General features: G+C 63.1%; 21 protein-coding genes and 1 tRNA gene. 18 read left to right on the top strand and 4 right to left on the bottom strand.

From position 1 onward, the window contains the following. Window positions 1-124 precede the first annotated feature (124 nt). The 3 genes from ACGLHT_RS28605 to ACGLHT_RS28595 are packed head-to-tail and all read left to right on the top strand — an operon-like array spanning window position 125 to window position 3,687. Complete coding sequence (locus ACGLHT_RS28605; protein WP_025337591.1) at window positions 125-784, top strand: paraquat-inducible protein A; 660 nt, start codon at window positions 125-127, stop codon at window positions 782-784. Next, on the top strand, window positions 771-1,394 hold the full coding sequence (locus tag ACGLHT_RS28600; RefSeq protein WP_015268842.1) for a paraquat-inducible protein A: 624 nt from the start codon (window positions 771-773) through the stop codon (window positions 1,392-1,394). The genes ACGLHT_RS28605 and ACGLHT_RS28600 overlap by 14 nt, the downstream gene beginning before the upstream one ends. After that, window positions 1,387-3,687 carry a PqiB family protein gene (locus tag ACGLHT_RS28595; protein ID WP_274121231.1) on the top strand — a complete coding sequence of 767 codons (2,301 nt, stop codon included), beginning with the start codon at window positions 1,387-1,389 and terminating at the stop codon, window positions 3,685-3,687. Before ACGLHT_RS28600 ends, ACGLHT_RS28595 begins: the two co-directional genes overlap by 8 nt. Window positions 3,688-3,939: 252 nt before the next feature. Here the strand turns inward: ACGLHT_RS28595 and rpsT are convergent, their stop codons facing one another. Continuing rightward, on the bottom strand, window positions 3,940-4,218 hold the full coding sequence (gene rpsT, locus ACGLHT_RS28590) for a 30S ribosomal protein S20 (protein WP_003247625.1): 279 nt from the start codon (window positions 4,216-4,218) through the stop codon (window positions 3,940-3,942). A gap of 250 nt (window positions 4,219-4,468) precedes the next feature. Here rpsT and murJ point away from each other — a divergent pair, with 250 nt between their 5' ends. The 6 genes from murJ (at window position 4,469) to ispH (ending at window position 11,804) form a co-directional block, all read left to right on the top strand. Beyond that, window positions 4,469-6,007 (top strand): murein biosynthesis integral membrane protein MurJ, encoded by a 1,539-nt coding sequence (murJ, locus tag ACGLHT_RS28585; protein ID WP_137162925.1) that lies wholly within the window; start codon window positions 4,469-4,471, stop codon window positions 6,005-6,007. Window positions 6,008-6,125: 118 nt separating this feature from the next. Further along, window positions 6,126-7,076 (top strand): bifunctional riboflavin kinase/FAD synthetase, encoded by a 951-nt coding sequence (gene ribF, locus ACGLHT_RS28580; RefSeq protein ID WP_274119805.1) that lies wholly within the window; start codon window positions 6,126-6,128, stop codon window positions 7,074-7,076. Then, window positions 7,073-9,904 (top strand): isoleucine--tRNA ligase, encoded by a 2,832-nt coding sequence (gene ileS, locus ACGLHT_RS28575; protein WP_274119804.1) that lies wholly within the window; start codon window positions 7,073-7,075, stop codon window positions 9,902-9,904. The genes ribF and ileS overlap by 4 nt, the downstream gene beginning before the upstream one ends. Further along, the gene (gene lspA, locus ACGLHT_RS28570; protein WP_025337596.1) at window positions 9,897-10,412 is read left to right on the top strand and encodes a signal peptidase II; all 516 of its coding nucleotides are present in this window, start codon (window positions 9,897-9,899) and stop codon (window positions 10,410-10,412) included. Before ileS ends, lspA begins: the two co-directional genes overlap by 8 nt. Next, on the top strand, window positions 10,405-10,842 hold the full coding sequence (gene fkpB, locus ACGLHT_RS28565) for an FKBP-type peptidyl-prolyl cis-trans isomerase (protein WP_003258215.1): 438 nt from the start codon (window positions 10,405-10,407) through the stop codon (window positions 10,840-10,842). The genes lspA and fkpB overlap by 8 nt, the downstream gene beginning before the upstream one ends. Window positions 10,843-10,856: 14 nt before the next feature. Beyond that, a complete protein-coding gene (gene ispH / locus ACGLHT_RS28560; RefSeq protein WP_137162927.1) occupies window positions 10,857-11,804 on the top strand; it encodes a 4-hydroxy-3-methylbut-2-enyl diphosphate reductase in 948 nt (315 codons plus the stop codon). 133 nt (window positions 11,805-11,937) lie between these two features. Here the strand turns inward: ispH and ACGLHT_RS28555 are convergent, their stop codons facing one another. Next, window positions 11,938-12,453, bottom strand: a complete 516-nt coding sequence (locus ACGLHT_RS28555; protein WP_274119803.1) for a GspH/FimT family pseudopilin — start codon at window positions 12,451-12,453, stop codon at window positions 11,938-11,940. A 109-nt stretch (window positions 12,454-12,562) separates the two neighbouring features. Between ACGLHT_RS28555 and ACGLHT_RS28550 the strand changes: the two genes are divergently transcribed. The 5 genes from ACGLHT_RS28550 to thiO are packed head-to-tail and all read left to right on the top strand — an operon-like array spanning window position 12,563 to window position 15,390. Continuing rightward, window positions 12,563-12,745 carry a prepilin-type N-terminal cleavage/methylation domain-containing protein gene (locus tag ACGLHT_RS28550; protein ID WP_025337599.1) on the top strand — a complete coding sequence of 61 codons (183 nt, stop codon included), beginning with the start codon at window positions 12,563-12,565 and terminating at the stop codon, window positions 12,743-12,745. After that, window positions 12,742-13,386, top strand: a complete 645-nt coding sequence (locus ACGLHT_RS28545; RefSeq protein ID WP_274119802.1) for a PilW family protein — start codon at window positions 12,742-12,744, stop codon at window positions 13,384-13,386. Before ACGLHT_RS28550 ends, ACGLHT_RS28545 begins: the two co-directional genes overlap by 4 nt. Continuing rightward, the gene (locus ACGLHT_RS28540) at window positions 13,383-13,847 is read left to right on the top strand and encodes a hypothetical protein (protein ID WP_274119801.1); all 465 of its coding nucleotides are present in this window, start codon (window positions 13,383-13,385) and stop codon (window positions 13,845-13,847) included. Before ACGLHT_RS28545 ends, ACGLHT_RS28540 begins: the two co-directional genes overlap by 4 nt. Before the next feature lies 1 nt (window position 13,848). After that, the gene (locus ACGLHT_RS28535; protein WP_013970758.1) at window positions 13,849-14,238 is read left to right on the top strand and encodes a type IV pilin protein; all 390 of its coding nucleotides are present in this window, start codon (window positions 13,849-13,851) and stop codon (window positions 14,236-14,238) included. Between the two features lie 54 nt (window positions 14,239-14,292). Continuing rightward, entirely contained in the window at window positions 14,293-15,390 is a 1,098-nt protein-coding gene (gene thiO / locus ACGLHT_RS28530) for a glycine oxidase ThiO (RefSeq protein ID WP_075043657.1), read from the top strand. A gap of 116 nt (window positions 15,391-15,506) precedes the next feature. On the opposite strand, the gene ACGLHT_RS28525 is transcribed toward thiO, so the two are convergent. Further along, window positions 15,507-15,737, bottom strand: a complete 231-nt coding sequence (locus ACGLHT_RS28525; protein WP_015268854.1) for a PP0621 family protein — start codon at window positions 15,735-15,737, stop codon at window positions 15,507-15,509. A gap of 93 nt (window positions 15,738-15,830) precedes the next feature. After that, on the bottom strand, window positions 15,831-16,850 hold the full coding sequence (locus ACGLHT_RS28520; protein ID WP_085626733.1) for an outer membrane protein assembly factor BamD: 1,020 nt from the start codon (window positions 16,848-16,850) through the stop codon (window positions 15,831-15,833). Window positions 16,851-16,997: 147 nt separating this feature from the next. Here ACGLHT_RS28520 and rluD point away from each other — a divergent pair, with 147 nt between their 5' ends. The 4 genes from rluD to ACGLHT_RS28500 all read left to right on the top strand — a co-directional run bounded on the left by rluD (window position 16,998) and on the right by ACGLHT_RS28500 (window position 21,979). After that, window positions 16,998-17,960: a 23S rRNA pseudouridine(1911/1915/1917) synthase RluD gene (rluD, locus tag ACGLHT_RS28515; protein ID WP_025337605.1), complete on the top strand. Its 963-nt coding sequence runs from the start codon at window positions 16,998-17,000 to the stop codon at window positions 17,958-17,960. Further along, complete coding sequence (gene pgeF / locus ACGLHT_RS28510; RefSeq protein WP_274119800.1) at window positions 17,957-18,697, top strand: peptidoglycan editing factor PgeF; 741 nt, start codon at window positions 17,957-17,959, stop codon at window positions 18,695-18,697. Before rluD ends, pgeF begins: the two co-directional genes overlap by 4 nt. Before the next feature lie 245 nt (window positions 18,698-18,942). Next, on the top strand, window positions 18,943-21,507 hold the full coding sequence (gene clpB, locus ACGLHT_RS28505) for an ATP-dependent chaperone ClpB (RefSeq protein ID WP_274119799.1): 2,565 nt from the start codon (window positions 18,943-18,945) through the stop codon (window positions 21,505-21,507). A 396-nt stretch (window positions 21,508-21,903) separates the two neighbouring features. After that, window positions 21,904-21,979 (top strand) — tRNA-Asn (locus ACGLHT_RS28500).

The raw sequence follows: 21,979 nt of genomic DNA, 5'->3' as shown, positions 1-21,979 counted from the left end.
CTGCGCGCCCGATCGCGACACAAGGCCGCTCCTACAAAGGTCGCGCAGGCCCGCTGTTATGTTGCCTCCCACAATTCGAGCCAGAACACTAGAATAGGCCCACGCACCTATTCAGAAGCGCTATATGCCCAATCCTGTCGAACCTGAAACCTTGGCTCAGTTGCCGCTGGACCAGCTTGTCGCCTGCCATGAATGCGACCTGCTGCTGCGCAAGCCCGTGCTCCAGCATGATGAGAAGGCCCAATGCCCGCGCTGCGGCTACGAGCTCTACGCCCATCGGCACAATGTGGTCAACCGCAGCCTGGCCCTGGTACTCACCGCCTTGCTGCTGTTTGTGCCTGCCAATTTCCTGCCGATCATGCAGCTGCACCTGCTTGGCCAGACATCGGACGATACCGTCTGGAGCGGCGTGCTGGGCCTGTACAACTCGGAAATGCGCGGCGTGGCCGTGGTGGTGTTCCTGTGCAGCATGGCCATCCCTCTGGCAAAACTGCTCTGTCAGCTGGTCGTGCTCCTGAGCATCCGCCTGAACGTGGGGCGTAGTTTCGGCCTGCTGTTCTACCGCATCTATCACCACTTGCGTGACTGGGGCATGCTCGAGGTCTATTTCATGGGCGTGCTGGTGGCCATCGTCAAGCTGGTGGACCTGGCCGAGCTGACTGTGGGCCTGGGGCTGTTCTGCTTCATCAGCCTGTTATTGATCCAGGTGTGGCTCGAGGTGGTGATGTCACCGCACCAGATCTGGAGTGCGCTATCAGGGGAGGACCTGCATGCGGGCGATTGATGCAGGCATTCTTGTCTGCAATGAGTGTCACGAGCTGAACCGGCAACAGCCAGACAGCACTTCACAAACCTGTACACGCTGCGGTGCCATCGTGCATGCCCGTCGGCCGAACAGCATCGCGCGCACCTGGGCGCTGCTGATTGCCGCGTCGATCCTGTACATCCCGGCCAACATGCTGCCGATCATGACCGTGAGCACCCTGGGCCAAGGCAGCCCCGACACGATCATGTCCGGCGTCATCACCTTGCTCAAGCATGGCATGGTGCCCATTGCTGCCGTGGTGTTCATTGCCAGTATCCTGGTGCCCACATTCAAGCTGGTGGGCATCGGCTTGCTGTTGTACTCCGTTCAGCGTCGGCAGCCGCTTTCGGCGCGGCAACGGATATTGATGTACCGCTTCATCGAATTCATTGGGCGCTGGTCCATGCTCGATATCTTCGTCATCGCCATCCTGGTGGCGGTGGTGAATTTCGGCCGAATAGCCAGTGTCGAAGCCAACCTGGGCGCTGTCGCCTTTGCAACTGTGGTGATCCTGACAATGCTTGCCGCTTTAACTTTCGATCCCCGACTGATTTGGGATAACACGGAGTCGGATGACGACCATGAGTGACCTGCCAACGGCTAAAACCCGCCCAGCCTCGAACTGGTCGGCCATATGGATCCTGCCTTTGATCGCCTTGATGATCGGTGGCTGGCTTGCGTGGCAGGCTTACCGTGATGCCGGCGTGGAAATTGAGGTTCGCTTCGAGTCGGGCGAGGGTATCGTCGCCAACAAGACCGAGGTGATCTACAAGGGCATGCCGGTTGGCAAGGTCAAAAGCCTGGTGCTCGACGCCAAGGGTGAGAACCAAGGGGTGATCGCCACCATCGAGATGAACAAGGCTGCCGAGCCTCATCTGACCAAAGGTACGCGTTTCTGGCTGGTGAAGCCGAGCGTCAGCCTGGCGGGTATTTCCGGCCTTGAAACCCTGGTGTCAGGCAACTACATCGCCGTCAGCCCGGGGGAGGGGGAGCGCACCAAGCGTTTTACCGCCTTGAAGGTGGCGCCGCCGCTTTCGGACACCGAGCCGGGCCTGCACCTTACCCTCAAGGCCGAGCGGCTGGGGTCGCTCAACCGTGACAGCCCGGTGTTCTACAAGCAGATCCAGGTTGGCCGGGTCAAAAGCTACCGCCTGTCCGAGGACCAGAGCACCGTCGAGATCAAAGTCTTCATCGAGCCGGCCTATGCCAGCCTGGTGCGCAAGCACACGCGTTTCTGGAATGCCAGTGGCGTCAGCATCGATGCCTCGCTCTCGGGCGTGAAAGTGCGTAGCGAATCGCTGTCGAGCATTGTTGCCGGTGGTATCGCCTTTGCCACGCCGGAACACCGCAAGGACAGCCCTCCCACCGACTCGAACCTGCCGTTCCGTCTGTATGAGGACTTCGATGCGGCCCAGGCCGGTATCCGGGTAAAGGTGAAATTGAGCGATTACGAGGGTCTGCAGGCGGGCCGTACACCGGTCATGTACAAGGGCATCCAGGTGGGCTCGCTCAAAGCCCTGACAATGGCAGACAACCTGGCCAGTGCATCGGCCGAGCTTACGCTGGACCCGCTGGCCGAGGATTATCTGGTCGAGGGCACGCAGTTCTGGGTGGTCAAACCATCGATTTCCCTGGCGGGTATCACCGGCCTGGAAGCGCTGGTCAAGGGTAACTACATCGCCATTCGCCCTGGTGAGAAGGGTGCGCGGCCAGAGCGTGAGTTCGAAGCCCGCGCCAAGGCACCGCCGCTCGACCTCAAGGCACCAGGCCTGCACATGGTGCTGTTCGCAGACACCCTGGGTTCGCTGGAAGTCGGTAGCCCGGTCATGTACCGCCAGGTGAAGGTGGGTAGCGTGCAAAGCTACCAGTTCGCCCGCAACAGCAATCGCATCCTGATCGGTGTGCATATCGAGAAGGAATACGAAAAGCTGGTCAACGGTTCGTCGCGCTTCTGGAATGTCAGTGGCATCACCCTGACGGGGGGCCTGTCGGGCATCAAGATCAAGAGTGAATCACTGCAGACCCTGATGGCTGGTGGTATCGCGTTCGATACGCCACGGCCTGATGTGCCGCTCAAACGACACATCCCACGCTTCCGCCTGCATGACAGCCAGGATGCGGTCAACCGCGCGGGTACGTTGATCACCATTCGCGTGGACCGTGCCGACGGCCTCAAGCCAGGCACGGCGATACGCTTCCGCGGCCTGGATGTGGGTAGCGTCGAGAGCGTCGACCTGACCGATGACTTGCAGGCGGTGTTGCTGCGGGCGCGCATTACCGAAGCGGCTGACCGTATCGCCCGCGCCGGTACGCAGTTCTGGGTGGTCAAGCCGGCCTTTGGCCTGGTGCGCACGCAGAACCTCGACACCTTGGTGGGCGGGCAGTACCTGGAAGTGCAGCCGGCTGCCAAGGACCGTGGCCCGCAGCGCGATTTCATCGCCTTGGCCGACGCCCCGCAGGTGGCAGGGCCTGAAGTCGGCCTGCCGTTGACGCTGAGCGCTCCGCGCCGTGGCTCGATCAAGCCGGGCGTGCCGGTGACCTACCGTGAGGTTGCGGTGGGCAAGGTAACGGGCTTTGAGTTGGGCCAGAGTGCTGACCGCGTGTTGATCCATATCCTGATCGAACCGCGCTATGCGGCCCTGGTGCGCAGCGGAAGCCGCTTCTGGAACAGCAGCGGCTTCGGTTTCGACTGGGGGCTGGTCAAGGGGGTTACGGTGCGTACCGAATCGGTGGAGACCATGATCGACGGCGGTATCGCCTTTGCCACGCCGGATGGCGAGCAGATGGGCAACCCGGCACGGCCGCAGCAGACGTTCGCCTTGTTCGACAAGGCCGAGGATGAATGGCTGCAGTGGGCGCCGAAGATTCAGATAGCGAAGTAGCACTGGGCAAACACGGCCCTGCTTTTTGTAGGAGCGGCCTTGTGTCGCGATCGGGCTGCGCAGCAGCCCCTCGGTTTCAGCGTCGATGCTGATATTGCTGGGGCTGCTGCGCAGCCCGATCGCGACACAAGGCCGCTCCTACAAAAGCGGATCGGCGATGTTGCATAGGTCGCAGCAGCGAGGCGGCGATGTGCACAAATCGCAGGCAACAAAAAACCGACCCTAGGGTCGGTTTTTCGACTAGCACGTCGCTTAGGCAGCTGCAGCTTCTTTCAGCGCCTTGATGTGGCCATTCAGACGGCCTTTGTGACGAGCAGCCTTGTTCTTGTGGATGATGCCCTTGTCGGCCATACGGTCGATTACAGGCACAGCCAGAACGTAAGCGGCTTGCGCTTTTTCGGCGTCTTTTGCGTCGATGGCCTTGACTACATTCTTGATGTAGGTGCGGACCATGGAACGCAGGCTGGCGTTGTGGCTGCGACGCTTCTCAGCCTGTTTTGCACGTTTCTTGGCGGAAGGTGTGTTGGCCACCGTCGAGCTCCTCGAAAGACTTTAGGTAAATAGCAAACAAAATAGGCCGCGAATCATGCCGATCAGTCGAACGGATGTCAAGGCCACCTGCAAGGTTCCGCCGAGCGGTGCGCCAACAAGAGGGAAATATTCCTTTCTGCTGCGCGACCTGTAAACTCGGGAATTTTTGGCTCCCCTGCGAAGGCGCGGGAGTATCGCACATTCGGACGCTGTCTGGCAGCGTCCTCTGCCCTTGGCGTGAATCTTTTCGATGAACCTGCTCAAATCCCTGGCTGCGGTAAGCTCGATCACCATGATTTCGCGGGTGCTGGGCTTTGTCCGCGACACCATTCTGGCGCGTGTTTTCGGTGCCGGCATCGCCACCGATGCCTTCTTCATCGCCTTCAAGCTGCCCAACCTGCTGCGGCGCATCTTCGCCGAGGGCGCGTTTTCCCAGGCCTTCGTGCCGATCCTGGCCGAATACAAGACCCAGCAAGGCGAGGAGGCGACCCGCACCTTCGTTGCCTATGTCAGTGGCCTGCTGACCCTGGTTCTGGCGCTGGTGACCGCCATCGGCATTCTGGCGGCACCGTGGGTGGTGTGGGCGACCGCGCCAGGTTTTGTCGACAGCGCCGAGAAATACGAATTGACCACCGCCCTGTTGCGCGTGACTTTTCCTTATATATTGCTGATCTCGCTGTCGTCCCTGGCCGGGGCGATCCTCAATACCTGGAACCGTTTCTCGGTACCGGCCTTTACCCCGACCCTGCTGAACCTGGCGATGATCGCCTTCGCCGTGCTGCTCACGCCGTATTTCGACCCGCCGATCATGGCCCTGGCCTGGGGCGTGCTGGCGGGCGGCCTGGCGCAGTTGCTGTACCAACTGCCAGCGCTGAAGAAGATCGGCATGCTCGTGCTGCCACGCCTGAACCTGCGTGATGCCGGCGTGTGGCGGGTGCTCAAGCAGATGCTGCCGGCGATCCTCGGGGTGTCGGTGAGCCAGATCTCGCTGATCATCAACACCATCTTCGCCTCCTTCCTGGTGGCCGGTTCGGTGTCGTGGATGTATTACGCCGACCGCCTCATGGAGCTGCCTTCCGGCGTGCTGGGCGTGGCCCTGGGCACCATATTGCTGCCGACGCTGGCCAAGACCTACGCCAACAAGGACCGCGAGGAATACTCGCGGATCCTCGACTGGGGCCTGCGCCTGTGCTTCCTGCTGGTGCTGCCATGCACCCTGGCCCTGGCCATTCTCGCCGAGCCATTGACCGTGGCGCTGTTCCAGTACGGCAAGTTCACCGCCGTCGACGCGGCCATGACCCAGAAGGCGCTGATCGCCTATTCCGTGGGCTTGCTGGCGATCATTCTGGTCAAGGTACTGGCACCCGGCTTCTATGCGCAGCAGAATATCCGTACACCGGTGAAGATCGCGGTATTCACCCTGGTCTGCACCCAACTGTTCAACCTGGCCCTGATCGGCCCGCTCGCGCATGCCGGCCTGGCCCTGGCGATCAGCCTGGGGGCCTGCCTGAACGCCGGCCTGCTGTTCTGGAAGCTGCGCAGCCAACAGCTGTTCCAGCCGCAGCCAGGCTGGGCGATGTTCCTGCTCAAGCTGGTGCTGGCGGTGGGGCTGATGTCGGCGGTGTTGCTGGCCGGCATGCATTACCTGCCGGCTTGGGAGCAGGGCAACATGCTTGAGCGCCTGGTGCGCCTGGGGGCTCTGGTACTGGCGGGCATCGTGACCTATTTCGGCTGCCTGTACCTGTGCGGCTTCCGGCCTCGGCATTTCGCCCGCAAGGCCTTGCACTAAGGCATCGGGCGGGTCAGGCGTCGGTTTTTCGCATTCCACGCCGCCCTTGGGCGCTGCTGCCTGTCACCAGCGCCCGGGTGTGGTTATAATCGGCCACTTTATGAGCAAGAAGCGCGTTATGCAGCTGGTTCGAGGTCTTCACAACCTGCGCCCCGAGCACCGGGGCTGTGTCGCCACCATTGGCAACTTCGACGGGGTTCACCGCGGCCACCAGGCGATCCTGGCGCGCCTGCGCGAGCGCGGCCAGGCCTTGGGCCTGCCGACCTGCGTGGTGATCTTCGAACCGCAACCACGCGAGTACTTCGCCCCCGACACCGCGCCGGCCCGCCTGGCCCGGCTGCGCGACAAGATCGAGCTGCTGGCGGCCGAGGGTATCGACCGGGTGCTGTGCCTGGCATTCAACCAGCGCCTGAGCAAGCTCAGTGCCGATGCCTTCGTCAAGGCCATCCTGGTCGACGGCCTGGGTGTACGCCACCTCGAAGTGGGCGATGACTTCCGCTTCGGCTGCGACCGCGCCGGCGACTTCGCCTTCCTGGTCGAGGCCGGCAAGCAGTACGGCTTCACCGTCGAGGCTGCCAACACGGTGATCCAGGACGGCCTGCGGGTCAGCAGCACCGAAGTGCGCAAGGCCCTGTCCGAAGGCAGCTTCGAGCTGGCCGAGCACCTGTTGGGCCGCCCGTACCGCATCAGCGGCCGCGTGTTGCATGGCCAGAAGCTGGCCCGCCAGCTCGGCACACCTACCGCCAACATCCAGCTCAAGCGCCGCCGCGTGCCGCTGTCCGGGGTCTACCTGGCCAGCATCGAAATCGACGGCAAGGCCTGGCCGGGTGTCGGCAATATCGGCGTGCGCCCCACCGTTGCCGGTGACGGGCGCCCGCACCTGGAGATTCATCTGCTGGACTATGCCGGCGACCTTTACGGCCGGCGCCTGACGGTGGAGTTCCACCACAAGCTGCGTGAAGAGCAGCGATTCGCCTCCCTGGAGGCGCTGAAGTCGGCGATCGATGCGGATATCGCCGCCGCACGTGCACATTGGCACGCTCAACCGTTAACGAAGAGCCTGAAATGACCGACTACAAAGCCACGCTTAACCTTCCGGACACCGCCTTCCCCATGAAGGCCGGCCTGCCTCAGCGCGAACCGCAGATCCTGCAGCGCTGGGACAGCATTGGCCTGTACCAGAAGCTGCGCGAAATTGGCAAGGATCGTCCCAAGTTCGTCCTGCACGACGGCCCGCCCTATGCCAACGGCAAGATTCACATCGGTCATGCGCTGAACAAGATCCTCAAGGACATGATCGTCCGTTCCAAGACCCTGGCCGGCTTCGATGCGCCGTACGTGCCAGGCTGGGACTGCCATGGCCTGCCGATCGAGCACAAGGTCGAGGTCACCCACGGCAAGCACCTGTCCGCCGACCGCACCCGCGAGCTGTGCCGCGAGTACGCCGGCGAGCAGATCGAAGGGCAGAAGACCGAGTTCATCCGCCTGGGCGTGCTGGGTGACTGGGACAACCCGTACAAGACCATGAACTTCGCCAACGAGGCCGGCGAAATCCGCGCCCTGGCCGAGATGGTCAAGCAAGGCTTCGTGTTCAAGGGCCTGAAGCCGGTGAACTGGTGCTTCGATTGCGGTTCGGCCCTGGCCGAGGCCGAAGTCGAGTACGCCGACAAGAAATCGCAGACCATCGACGTTGCCTTCCCGGTTGCCGACGAGGCCAAGCTGGCTGCTGCCTTCGGCCTGGCTTCGCTGGCCAAGCCGGCCGCCATCGTGATCTGGACCACCACCCCGTGGACCATCCCGGCCAACCAGGCGCTGAACATCCACCCGGAGTTCAAGTACGCCCTGGTCGACACCGGCGAGCGCCTGCTGGTACTGGCCGAAGAGCTGGTGGAGTCGTGCCTCAAGCGCTACAGCCTGGAAGGCTCGGTCATCGCCACCGCCCAGGGTTCGGCGCTGGAACTGATCAACTTCCGCCACCCGTTCTACGACCGCTTGTCGCCAGTCTACCTGGCCGACTACGTCGAACTGGGCGCCGGTACTGGCGTGGTGCACTCCTCGCCAGCCTACGGTGAAGACGACTTCGTCACCTGCAAGCGCTACGGCATGGTCAACGACGACATCCTCACCCCGGTGCAGAGCAACGGCGTGTACGTCGACTCGCTGCCATTCTTCGGCGGCCAGTTCATCTGGAAGGCCAACCCGGCCATCGTCGAGAAGCTGAGCGAAGTCGGTGCGCTGATGCACACCGAAACCATCAGCCACAGCTACATGCACTGCTGGCGCCACAAGACCCCGCTGATCTACCGCGCCACCGCGCAGTGGTTCGTGGGTATGGACAAGCAGCCGACCACCGGCGAGCCGCTGCGCGAGCGTGCACTGAAAGCCATCGAGGACACCAAGTTCGTCCCGGCCTGGGGCCAGGCGCGCCTGCATTCGATGATCGCCAACCGCCCGGACTGGTGCATCTCGCGTCAGCGCAACTGGGGCGTACCGATCCCGTTCTTCCTGCACAAGCAGACCGGCGAGCTGCACCCACGCACCGTCGAGCTGATGGAAGCAGTGGCCAAGCGCGTCGAACAGGAAGGCATCGAGGCCTGGTTCAAGCTGGACGCCGCCGAACTGCTGGGCGCTGAAGCCGAGCAGTACGACAAGATCACCGACACCCTCGACGTTTGGTTCGACTCGGGTACCACCCACTGGCACGTGCTGCGTGGCTCGCATGACATCGGCCACGCCACCGGCCCGCGTGCCGACCTGTACCTGGAAGGTTCCGACCAGCACCGCGGCTGGTTCCACTCGTCGTTGCTGACCGGTTGCGCCATCGACGGCCACGCGCCGTACCGCGAGCTGCTGACCCACGGCTTCACCGTGGACGAGAACGGCCGCAAGATGTCCAAGTCGCTGGGCAACACCATCGAGCCGGAGAAGGTCAACAACACCCTGGGTGCCGATATCCTGCGCCTGTGGGTTGCCGCTACCGACTATTCCGGTGAAATGGCCGTTTCCGAGCAGATCCTGCAACGCAGCGCCGACGCCTACCGCCGTATCCGCAACACTGCACGCTTCCTGCTCTCCAACCTGTCCGGCTTCGACCCGGCCCGCGACCTGCTGGCCCCGGAAGACATGCTGGCGCTGGACCGCTGGGCCGTAGACCGCACCCTGCTGCTGCAACGCGAGCTGGAAGAGCACTACAGCGAGTACCGTTTCTGGAACGTCTACTCCAAGGTGCACAACTTCTGCGTACAGGAGCTGGGTGGCTTCTACCTCGACATCATCAAGGACCGCCAGTACACCACCGGCGCCAACAGTGTCGCCCGCCGTTCCTGCCAGACCGCGCTGTACCACATCAGCGAGGCGCTGGTGCGCTGGATCGCGCCGATCCTGGCGTTCACCGCCGACGAAATCTGGCAGTACCTGCCAGGCGAGCGCAACGAGTCGGTAATGCTCAACGGCTGGTACCAGGGCCTGAGCGAACTGCCGGAAGGTACCGAACTGGACCGCGCCTACTGGGACCGCGTGATGGCCGTCAAGGCATCGGTCAACAAGGAGCTGGAAAACCAGCGTACCGCCAAGGTCATCGGCGGCAACCTGCAGGCTGAAGTCACCCTGTACGCCGACGAAGGCCTGAGCGCCGACCTGGGCAAGCTGGGCGACGAACTGCGCTTCGTGCTGATCACCTCGGCTGCCAGCGTGGTGCCGTTCGTGCAGGCGCCGGCCGAAGCCGTGGCCACCGAAGTCGAAGGCCTCAAGCTGCAAGTGGTCAAGTCCGGCCACGCCAAGTGCGGCCGTTGCTGGCACTTCCGCGCCGACGTCGGCAGCCACCCGGAGCACCCGGAAATCTGCGGCCGTTGCGTCGACAACCTGAGCGGTTCCGGCGAGGTGCGCCACTATGCCTAACCCTGCAGCGGGGCGCTTCGGGCGCCTTGCATGGCTTTGGCTGAGCCTGGTGGTACTGGTCCTCGACCAGGCCACCAAGCTGTATTTCAACAATGCCCTGACCATGTATCAGCAGGTTGTCGTCATCCCTGACTACTTCAGCTGGACCCTGGCCTACAACACCGGCGCGGCGTTCAGCTTCCTGGCGGAAAGCTCCGGCTGGCAGCGCTGGCTGTTCGCCCTGATCGCCGTGGTGGTCAGTGCCGTGCTGGTGGTGTGGCTCAAGCGCCTGGGGCGCAACGAGACCTGGCTGGCCGTGGCGTTGGCGCTGGTGCTGGGTGGCGCGATCGGCAACCTGTACGACCGCGTCGTGCTCGGCCATGTGGTCGACTTCATCCTGGTGCACTGGCAGAACCGCCATTACTTCCCGGCCTTCAACCTGGCCGACAGCGCCATTACCGTTGGTGCGGTGATGCTGGCGCTGGATATGTTCAAGAGCAAGAAGTCCGAGGATCCGGTCCATGACTGACACCCGTATCGGCCAGAACACCGAAGTCACCCTGCACTTCGCGCTGCACCTGGAAAACGGCGACACCGTCGACAGCACGTTCGACAAGGCCCCGGCCACCTTCAAGGTTGGCGATGGCAACCTGCTGCCAGGTTTCGAGAACGCCCTGTTCGGCTTCAAGGGCGGTGACAAGCGTACCGTCGTGGTGGCCCCGGAGAACGCCTTCGGTCAGCCCAACCCGCAGAACGTGCAAGTCATGCCGCGGTCCCAGTTCGAGGGCATGGAGTTGTCCGAAGGGCTGTTGATCATCTTCAACGACGCCGCCAACACCGAGCTGCCAGGTGTGGTCAAAGCGTTCGATGACGACCAGGTGACCATCGACTTCAATCACCCATTGGCTGGCAAGACCCTGACCTTCGAGGTGGAGATCCTCGAGGTGAAGGCCCTGTAAGCCTGGAGCCGAGCATGCAAATCAAACTCGCCAACCCTCGCGGCTTCTGCGCGGGGGTCGACCGGGCGATCGAGATCGTCAACCGCGCGCTGGAAGTCTTCGGCCCGCCGATCTATGTGCGTCACGAAGTGGTGCACAACAAGTTCGTGGTGGAAGACCTGCGCAACCGCGGCGCCATCTTCGTCGAAGAGCTGGACCAGGTACCGGACGATGTCATCGTCATCTTCAGCGCCCACGGTGTTTCCCAGGCCGTGCGCCAGGAAGCCGCTGGCCGTGGCCTGAAAGTGTTCGATGCCACCTGCCCGCTGGTGACCAAGGTGCACATCGAAGTGGCCAAGTACAGCCGCGACGGCCGTGAGTGCATCCTCATCGGCCACGAAGGGCACCCGGAAGTCGAAGGCACCATGGGCCAGTACGACGCCAGCAACGGTGGCGCCATCTACCTCGTCGAAGACGAGGAGGATGTTGCCAACCTGCAGGTGAAGGACCCGGACCACCTGGCGTTCGTCACCCAGACCACGCTGTCGATGGACGACACCAGCCGCGTCATCGACGCCCTGCGTGCGCGCTTCCCGAACATTGGCGGCCCGCGCAAGGACGACATCTGCTACGCCACCCAGAACCGCCAGGACGCGGTCAAGCAACTGGCGGACGAGTGCGACGTGGTACTGGTGGTCGGCAGCCCGAACAGCTCCAACTCCAACCGCCTGCGCGAGCTGGCCGAGCGCATGGGCACCCCGGCCTACCTGATCGACGGTGCCGAGGACCTGCAGCGTGGCTGGTTCGAGCAGAAGGCGCGGGTCGGCATCACCGCCGGTGCTTCGGCCCCCGAAGTGCTAGTGCGTGGTGTGATCGAGCAGCTCAAGGCTTGGGGCGCCAGCGGTGCTGAAGAGCTGGATGGGCGGGAAGAGAACATCACCTTCTCCATGCCCAAGGAGCTGCGGGTTCGGTCACTGATCTGACCGCAGTTTGCGCGATCCCCATGTAGGAGCGGCCTTGTGTCGCGAACGGGCTGCAAAGCAGCCCCAGGATTTCAGCCTTAGAGCTGATATTGCCGGGGCCGCTTTGCGGCCCGTTCGCGACACAAGGCCGCTCCTACATTGACCGCGCTGATCTGCTAGTGGTGTCTTTGCATCGGGAGTCTTTTGGCTCACCCATCTTTACCTTGACCCTGCCAGTCGATGCCATCACCACTTGATACTGGCTAGTTGCGGTCAAGCGCTCGCAAATCTCCATCGTTGAACCTAACCAATTACTGGTTGCCCCAAGCGGAACCCCTTGCGCACTGAATTTCAGCTGCTCACCGCGATTGCTCGTGATCTTCAGCGGCCGTGAAAGACGCTGCTCACGCAGCACCTGATGGTTATGCTCCAGCATCACCCGCCAACCATTCCCCCAATTGCCGTCCAACGCCTGCACCAACACCGGCTGGCTTTGCAACATGGCATGGCTGCGCGCGCTGCGCAGCGCCTGCGCCAGGTCTCGTGCAGCTGCCGCCCTGTGTAGGTCGTCGCTCAATCTGGCGTAGGCCGGCATGCCGAGCTGTGTCAGCAATACGGCCACCGCCAGGGCCGACAACATTTGTATCAGTGTTACACCTCGTTGCTTCACCGTGCATTCCTCCCTGGAAGTGCTTGGCTGTAGCTTCACGGTCGTTGGACCGGCGGTCCAGTCGCCCGGGTTCAATGCATTTGCAGGAAAAGTCGCAGGAGGTGCAGGGATGCACGCAAGACAACAGGGCATGACGCTTCTGGAAGTGTTGTTGGCGGTGGGTGTGGTGGCCGTGGGTATGTTCGCAGCGGCAGGCCTGCAACTGCAGGCATTGCAGGCAGCGGAGGACGCGCGCCGCGATGGGCAGGCGGCAATGGCGGCGCACAGTGAGCATGAAAGGGGGCGGCCATGAGCCACGCCCAGCGTGGTTTCGGCTTGCTTGAGCTGATGCTGGCGCTGACCATCGGGTTGCTGCTGTTGGTGGCGGCCAGCCAGCTATTCGCCTCGGCACACCATACCTGGCGGCTGCAAAGCACGGCAGTACGCATGCAGGATGAGGCTCGCCTGGCATTGCTGCGAATGGCCCAGGATATCCGAATGACCGGGATGTTCGGCTGCTTGCGACTGCAGCCAAAGCACTTCGGCAGTACGAGCGCAGAGCACGCATTCGCCCGGCCGATGGAAGTCGAAGCATCCACCCTTAGCCTGGTCGTGGCGGAGTTACCTGGGCAAGCCGGGGGCCCGCAGTGGTTCCTGCACACGGACTGTACTAGCAAAGTGTCTGTGCACGATGAGTTGAAGGAGGGCTACCCACAGGTTCACCCCATCAGCAGATATGTCTACCAACTCGAGGGCAATACGCTGAGATTCAAACGCAAAAACAGCACATTCCAGCCGCTGGTTGAAAATGTGCGGTCAATGCGTTTGCAGCGTGTGCAAATGGCACAGGGGGAGCGGGTGGACATCGCCCTGACGCTTTACGAACCCACGCTCGAACTTGAACAGCACCATGAACTGAGCGTCGCAGTCCGCAACCCGGTGCCGGCTTCATGAGTCGTCAGCGTGGCATAGTCCTGTTATTGGCCCTGGTCTTGAGCATGCTGCTGGGGCTGCTTGCGGCGTCGGCCCTGCGTGATGCGCTGGCGCAAACGCGGATGGCCGGCTATCTGAGCGAAGGCCTGCTGGCGCTGGAGCAGGCCGAGGCCACGCTGCTGGCAGGGGCAGGCGAGCTCGAGCGGGATCCCCCCGACCCTTGCGAGGCGTGCCCGCCACCCGCTCGACCGCATGACCTGAGCGGGCAGTGGCAGCGCACGCCAACCGGCTATTTCCATTTGCAGAATCTGGGTACCAGCGAACACGCGGCGCATATGCCGGAAGGGCAGCAGGTCACCCTGTACCGCGTCACCGCCGTCAGCCTGCAAACCCAGTCACGGCATGTGCTGGAAGCGGTCTACGCCGTGGCCGGCGACATAACCCGGCGCATCACCTGGCGGCAAAGATTGCGAGGAGACTGACATGCAGCAAGGCTTGAGCCTGATCGAGTTGTTGATTGTGCTGGCCGTGACCGGCATTCTGGCAGCCATTGCCTACCCCAGTTACAGCGACCAGCTACGGCGAGCCGCGCGCAGCGAAGTGGTTGGCCTGCTGCATGATGCCGCCCTGCGCCTGGAGCGCCACCGCGTACGCACTGGCCAATACGCCGAGGGCGACCCGGCCTTGCCCGACGGTACCCGCTATTACAGCCTGCAGGCCCAGCGCGACAGCGACACCTTCACGCTGCGCGCCCGGCGGCTGCCGAGCGGGCTGATGGCGCAGGACCGCTGTGGCGATTTCCAGCTCGACCAGGCCGGCGTGCAGCGCAATCCGGGTGCCGTCGAAGACAGCGTGCACTGCTGGGGAAGCTGAAGGTTGAATGATGCCCGGTGCATCGCGGATTTACTTCAGGTGTTGGATCGACAGATGAGCAAGCAAGTAGTGGTGGTCGGTGGCGGGGTGATCGGCCTGCTGACGGCATTCAACCTGGCGGCGAAGGTCGGGCAGGTGGTGGTGTGTGATCAGGGTGAGGTCGGCCGTGAGTCGTCCTGGGCCGGCGGTGGCATCGTCTCGCCGCTGTACCCGTGGCGCTACAGCCCGGCCGTGACCGCCTTGGCACACTGGTCGCAAGACTTTTATCCACAGCTGGGCGAGCGTTTGTTCGCCAGCACCGGCGTCGACCCCGAAGTGCACACTACCGGCCTGTACTGGCTCGACCTGGACGACGAGGCCGAAGCGCTGGCCTGGGCCGAGCGTGAGCAGCGGCCGCTGAGTGCCGTGGATATCTCGGCGGCCTATGACGCGGTGCCGGTGCTGGGCCCGGGCTTCAAGCGTGCCATCTACATGGCCGGCGTGGCCAACGTGCGCAACCCGCGCCTGGTGAAGTCGCTCAAGGCGGCGTTGCTGGCGTTGCCCAACGTGACTTTGCGTGAGCACTGCCAGATTACCGGCTTCGCCGAGCAAGGCGGTCGCGTGACCGGTGTGCAGACGGCAGACGGCGTGCTGGCGGCGGATGAGGTGGTACTCAGTGCCGGCGCCTGGAGTGGCGACCTGCTGCGTACGCTCGGCCTGGAATTGCCGGTGGAGCCGGTGAAGGGCCAGATGATTTTGTTCAAATGTGCCGAAGACTTCCTGCCGAGCATGGTGTTGGCCAAGGGGCGCTATGCGATCCCGCGGCGCGACGGGCATATTCTGGTGGGTAGCACGCTGGAGCATGCCGGGTACGACAAGACCCCGACCGAGGAGGCGTTGGAGAGCCTGAAGGCCTCGGCGGTGGAGTTGCTGCCTGAGCTCGAGGGGGCCACGGTGGTGGCGCATTGGGCCGGGCTGCGGCCGGGGTCGCCGGAAGGTATTCCGTACATCGGGCCGGTGCCGGGGCATGCGGGGCTGTGGTTGAACTGCGGGCATTACCGCAACGGGCTGGTGCTGGCGCCGGCTTCGTGCCAGCTGTTTACCGACCTGTTGACCGGGGCAGAGCCGATCATTGACCCGGCGCCGTATGCGCCAGCCGGGCGGTTGAGCTGAGATTGCCGGGGCCGCGTTGCGGCCCTTTCGCGACACAAGGCCGCTCCTACAGGGGCCTCGTACTCCCTGTAGGAGCGGCCTTGTGTCGCGAAAGGGCTGCAAAGCAGCCCCAGTTTCTAGCGGGATTGCCCCGGCCCTTGCTGCAGGTGCGCCTGGCTGCAATACCACTCGTTGCCCTGCTGCAGCGCCCGGTCATTGGGCAGGTGTACGCCGCAATGGGCGCAGCGCACCATCTTCAGCGGCGCATCGAGCTTCGCCTCGGGGTGCGACTGTTGGCTGGCTTTGAACTTGCGCCACAGCCAGAACGCGGCGGCGATCAGGGCGATCCAGAAAAGTAGGCGAACCATGGTGTCCAGCTTGTCGGTTGAAGAAGCCGACAGTCTAGGACGCGGCCAATAAAAAAGGGAGGCCCAAGCCTCCCTTTCATGTACCGCTGCGTATCAGTCGAACAGACCAAAGGTCATGTAGCTGAACCAGGAGCGGTCTTTCTCGGCTTCCTTCGGCCCTTCCGGCACGATCGGGTCACCGTTTTCGTCAGTCGGCAGCAGCTCACGCGGCATCTCGTCACGCGCGTCCTGGAACTGCTTGACCACGTCCTGGTTGGCGCGGGTTTCACCCGGCGGCAGCGGGGTGTCGGTTTCGATCAGGCCCAGGGTCGCCTTGGACAGCCAGCCGCGGCCGTCAGACTCGGTCTGCTTTGGCTGGAACTCGCCATCTGCCAGGCTCGGGTGGTCCGGGTAGTTGAGCTTGAGGGTTTCCAGGCTGGTGGCGGCCAGTTCGTCCAGGTGCATCTTCTGGTACGCCTCGACCATCACCGCCAGGCCGTCGCCGACCGATGGGGTTTCCTGGAAGTTCTCCACCACGTAGCGGCCACGGTTGGCGGCGGCTACATAGGCCTGGCGGCTCAGGTAGTAGTCGGCCACGTGGATTTCGTACGAGGCCAGCAGGTTGCGCAGGTAGATCATGCGCTGCTTGGCGTCGGGCGCGTAGCGGCTGTTGGGGAAGCGGCTGGTCAGCTGGGCGAACTCGTTGTACGAGTCGCGGGCAGCACCCGGGTCACGCTTGGTCATGTCCAGCGGCAGGAAGCGCGCTACCAGGCCACGGTCCTGGTCGAACGAGGTCAGGCCCTTGAGGTAGTAGGCATAGTCGACGTTCGGGTGCTGCGGGTGCAGGCGGATGAAGCGCTCGGCAGCCGACTTGGCAGCCTCGGGCTCGGAGTTCTTGTAGTTGGCGTAGATCAGCTCGAGCTGCGCCTGGTCGGCATAGCGGCCGAACGGGTAGCGCGACTCCAGGGCCTTGAGCTTGTTCACGGCGCTGGTGTAGCTGGAGTTGTCCAGGTCAGCTTGCGCCTGCTGATACAGCTCGGCCTCGCTGAGGTTCTCGTCAATCACTTCTTTATTGGAGGAACAGGCCGCGGTGAGCCCGAGGATGGCGATCAGCAGCAGGTGTTTCACTTGCATGGCGGCTTGCGTCCCTTTGACGGCCGCTGTCTTGGGCGGTGCCGTCCTGTTATGATGAGCGCCCCGGCCAACCCCGGGACAAAAGAAGTCGTATTTAACCACAAGCTCGCAGCCGAAACCAAAGGCTGTGCGCCCGCCGAATCGAGCATGTCCGAGATCATTCAACTTAGCGCAGAGGTCCCGTCCGAACTGGGCGGTCAACGCCTCGACCAGGTCGCCGCCCAATTGTTCGCCGAGTACTCGCGTTCCCGGCTGACTTCGTGGATCAAAGAAGGCCGCCTGACGGTCGATGGTGCCGTGGTGCGCCCTCGAGACCTCGTCTATGGTGGCTCGCAACTTGTCCTGGAGGCCGAGCAAGAGGCCCAGGGCGAGTGGGTCGCCGAAGATATCGAGCTGGATATCGTCTACGAAGACGACCATATCATGGTGATCAACAAGCCTGCCGGGCTTGTTGTGCACCCGGCCGCCGGGCATGCCAGCGGGACTTTGCTCAATGCACTGCTGCACCACGTGCCTGACATCGTCAACGTACCGCGCGCCGGTATCGTCCACCGCCTGGACAAGGACACCACCGGCCTGATGGTGGTGGCCAAGACCTTGCAGGCGCAGACCCGGCTGGTCGAGCAGATGCAGGCGCGCAAGGTCAGCCGCATCTACGAGTGCATCGTGATTGGCGTGGTCACTGCCGGCGGCAAGATCGATGCCCCGATCGGCCGCCACGGCGGCATGCGCCAGCGCATGGCGGTCACCGACGGCGGCAAGCCGGCGGTCAGCCACTACCGTGTGCTCAAGCGCTTCCGCTCGCACACCCACGTGCGGGTCAAGCTGGAAACCGGCCGTACCCACCAGATTCGCGTGCACATGGCTCACGTTGGCTTCCCGTTGGTCGGCGACCAGACCTACGGCGGGCGCTTCCGCATTCCGCCGGCAGCCAGCCCGACCATGGTCGAGGCGGTGAAAACCTTCCCGCGCCAGGCACTGCATGCGCGCTTCCTGGCATTGGCCCACCCGATTACCGGTGAAGTCATGAAATGGGAATCGCCGCTGCCGGATGACTTCGTCTGGTTGCTGTCGCTGCTGAACCAGGACCGCGAGAGCTTTGTCGGATGAGTGGCCTGACGCAGTCGCTGCTGTTCCCCGACTGGCCGGCCCCGGCCTCGGTGCGCGCCTGTGTCACCACCCGCCAGGGCGGCATCAGCCTGCCGCCCTATGAAACCTTCAACCTTGGCGACCATGTAGGGGACGACCCTGCCGCGGTGGCCGAGAACCGTCGTCGCCTGAGCGACGAATTCGCCATCCAGCCGGCCTGGCTCAAGCAGGTGCATGGGCTGGTGGTGGCGGATGCCGACCCGGCCGTGGTGGCCGAGGCCGACGCCAGCTGGACCGACCAGCCTGGCATTGCCTGCACCGTGATGACTGCCGATTGCCTGCCTGCGCTGTTCTGCGACCGGGCCGGTACCCGCGTGGCCGCGGCGCATGCTGGCTGGCGCGGGCTTGCCGGTGGTGTGCTGGAGGCCACCTTGGATCGCCTGGCACTGCCGCCCGAAGAGGTGCTGGTGTGGTTGGGGCCGGCGATTGGCCCGCAGGCGTTCGAAGTGGGGCTGGAGGTGCGCGATGCCTTTACGGCGGTGCACCCGGAAGCGGCCAGGGCCTTTGTCGATGGTGCCCGGCCGGGCAAGTTGATGGCCGACATCTATGAGCTGGCGCGTATTCGTTTGGCGGCGCGCGGGGTGACTGCTGTTTACGGCGGTGGCTTGTGCACGGTCAGCGATGAGCGGTTCTTCTCCTATCGCCGTACCCCTCAGGGTGGGCGCTTTGCTTCCCTGGTGTGGCTGGAGCCGCGCTAGCCTGCACCGGCCTCTTCGCGGGTGAACCCGCTCCCACAGGATAATCACAGACCCTGAGAGCGGAGCAGTACTTGTGGGAGCGGGTTCACCCTGGCCCAGCACTAATCCAACAGGTTGACCCCGGTCAACCCCGCTACGCTTGAATCTTCCAGAATCAGCCTTATCTATAAGGTCATCTCAGGCAGGTTTCTTCATAAACAGGCGCTGTCCATCGCTCCGACCTGCCCTTTAAAGGAAGGTACCCCATGCGAATAGACCGTTTGACCAGCAAGCTGCAGCTTGCAATATCCGATGCCCAATCCCTGGCCGTTGGCATGGACCACCCTGCCATCGAGCCCGTGCACCTGTTGCAGGCACTGCTCGAGCAGCAGGGCGGTTCGATCAGGCCGCTGCTGATGCAGGTAGGCTTCGACATCAACAGCCTGCGCCAGGCGCTGGTGAAAGAACTCGACCAGCTGCCGAAAATCCAGAACCCCACCGGCGACGTGAACATGTCGCAGGACCTGGCGCGCCTGCTCAACCAGGCCGACCGCCTGGCCCAGCAGAAGGGTGACCAGTTCATTTCCAGCGAGCTGGTGCTGCTGGCCGCCATGGACGAGAACAGCAAGCTCGGCAAGCTGTTGTTGAGCCAGGGCGTGACCAAGAAGGCCCTGGAAAATGCCATCAACAACCTGCGCGGCGGCGCGGCCGTCAACGACGCCAACGCCGAGGAATCGCGCCAGGCGCTGGACAAGTACACCGTCGACCTGACCAAGCGTGCCGAAGAAGGCAAGCTGGACCCGGTGATCGGCCGTGACGACGAAATTCGCCGTACCGTGCAGGTGCTGCAACGCCGTACCAAGAACAACCCGGTGCTGATCGGTGAGCCTGGCGTAGGCAAGACCGCCATCGCCGAAGGCCTGGCCCAGCGCATCATCAATGGTGAAGTGCCCGACGGCCTCAAGGGCAAGCGCCTGCTGGCGCTGGACATGGGCGCGCTGATTGCCGGTGCCAAGTACCGCGGCGAGTTCGAAGAGCGCCTCAAAGGCCTGCTGAACGAGCTGTCCAAGCAGGAAGGCCAGATCATCCTGTTCATTGACGAACTGCACACCATGGTCGGCGCCGGCAAAGGCGAGGGCGCCATGGATGCCGGCAACATGCTCAAGCCGGCCCTGGCCCGTGGCGAGCTGCACTGCGTTGGCGCCACCACGCTGAACGAGTACCGCCAGTTCATCGAAAAGGACGCGGCCCTGGAACGCCGCTTCCAGAAGGTGCTGGTCGAGGAGCCGAGCGAGGAAGACACCATCGCCATCCTGCGTGGCCTGAAGGAGCGCTATGAAGTGCACCACAAGGTGGCCATCACCGACGGAGCCATCATTGCTGCGGCCAAGCTCAGCCATCGTTACATCACCGACCGCCAGCTGCCGGACAAGGCCATCGACCTGATCGACGAAGCGGCCAGCCGCATCCGCATGGAGATCGACTCCAAGCCGGAAGTGCTCGACCGCCTCGACCGTCGCCTGATCCAGCTGAAGGTGGAATCGCAGGCGCTGAAGAAGGAAGAAGACGAAGCGGCGAAAAAACGTCTGGAGAAGCTGACCGAGGAAATCGACCGGTTGGAGCGTGAATACGCCGACCTGGAAGAAATCTGGGCCTCCGAGAAGGCCGAGGTGCAGGGCTCGGCGCAGATCCAGCAAAAGATCGAGCAGGCCCGCCAGGAACTGGAGACCGCCCGTCGCAAAGGCGACCTGAGCCGCATGGCCGAGCTGCAGTACGGGGTGATCCCGGACCTGGAGCGCAGCCTGCAGATGGTCGACCAGCACGGCAAGACCGAAAACCAGTTGCTGCGCAACAAGGTCACCGAGGAAGAAATTGCCGAAGTGGTGTCGAAGTGGACCGGTATCCCGGTGGCCAAGATGCTCGAAGGCGAGCGTGAAAAGCTGTTGAAGATGGAAGAGCTGCTGCACCAGCGCGTGATCGGCCAGGGCGAGGCGGTAACCGCGGTGGCCAACGCCGTGCGCCGTTCGCGTGCGGGGTTGTCCGACCCGAACCGGCCGAGTGGCTCGTTCCTGTTCCTCGGCCCGACCGGGGTGGGCAAGACCGAGCTGTGCAAGGCGCTGGCCGAGTTCCTGTTCGACACCGAAGAGGCGATGGTGCGCATCGACATGTCCGAGTTCATGGAGAAGCATTCCGTGGCTCGCCTGATCGGTGCCCCACCAGGCTATGTAGGGTATGAAGAGGGCGGTTACCTGACCGAGGCGGTACGGCGCAAGCCATACTCGGTGGTGCTGCTGGACGAGGTGGAGAAGGCCCACCCGGATGTGTTCAACGTGCTGCTGCAGGTGCTGGAAGACGGCCGCCTGACCGACAGCCACGGGCGCACCGTGGACTTCCGCAACACCGTGATCGTGATGACCTCCAACCTGGGCTCGGCGCAGATCCAGGAACTGGTGGGTGACCGCGAGGCACAGCGTGCGGCGGTGATGGATGCGGTGGGTTCGCACTTCCGTCCGGAATTCATCAACCGTATCGACGAAGTGGTGGTGTTCGAGCCACTGGGCCGCGAGCAGATTGCCGGCATTACCGAAATCCAGCTGGGCCGCCTGCGCAGCCGCCTGCTGGAGCGCGAACTGTCGCTGAGCTTGAGCCCGGAGGCGTTGGACAAGCTGATTGCCGTGGGTTACGACCCGGTGTATGGCGCACGGCCGCTGAAGCGGGCCATCCAGCGCTGGATCGAAAACCCGTTGGCGCAGTTGATCCTGGCAGGCAAGTTCATGCCGGGGACGGCGATTACCGCCAAGGTGGAGGGCGACGAAATCGTCTTCGCCTGATCTGTTTCACCATGAGCCCCGCATCTGCGGGGCTTTTTTTGCCTGTGCAGTACCTGTGGGAGCGGGTTTACCCGCGAAGAGGCCGGTACAGCCCCAGCAAATCCGGGCCTTTCCGGCTTCCTGGATAACTAGCTGAAATTTTTGAAATTTTTGCTTGCATCTAAAAACGAGTGCCCCTAATATACGCCGCGTTGTCAGGCACTAAGCGAATCACCAGCAACATCGGTGACCGCAAAACAACTTACAAATCAGTAAGTTGAATGAAAAAAAGTGGTTGACAAGCAAAACGAAGAATGTAGAATAGCCGGCCTCAGCAGCGACAACGCGAAAGCGGGTAGCCAAAGAGACCGAAGCTAACACAAGCTTCGAAGCTGTAAAGATGTACCGAAGTTCAGTTCCGCGATAGCTCAGTCGGTAGAGCAAATGACTGTTAATCATTGGGTCCCTGGTTCGAGTCCAGGTCGCGGAGCCA

The organism is Pseudomonas sp. PsB (genome assembly GCF_043658375.1).
GTDB lineage: Bacteria > Pseudomonadota > Gammaproteobacteria > Pseudomonadales > Pseudomonadaceae > Aquipseudomonas > Aquipseudomonas putida_Z.
Note: the sequence above shows the minus strand (reverse complement) of the source record. Positions and strands in the feature narration are given on the sequence as shown.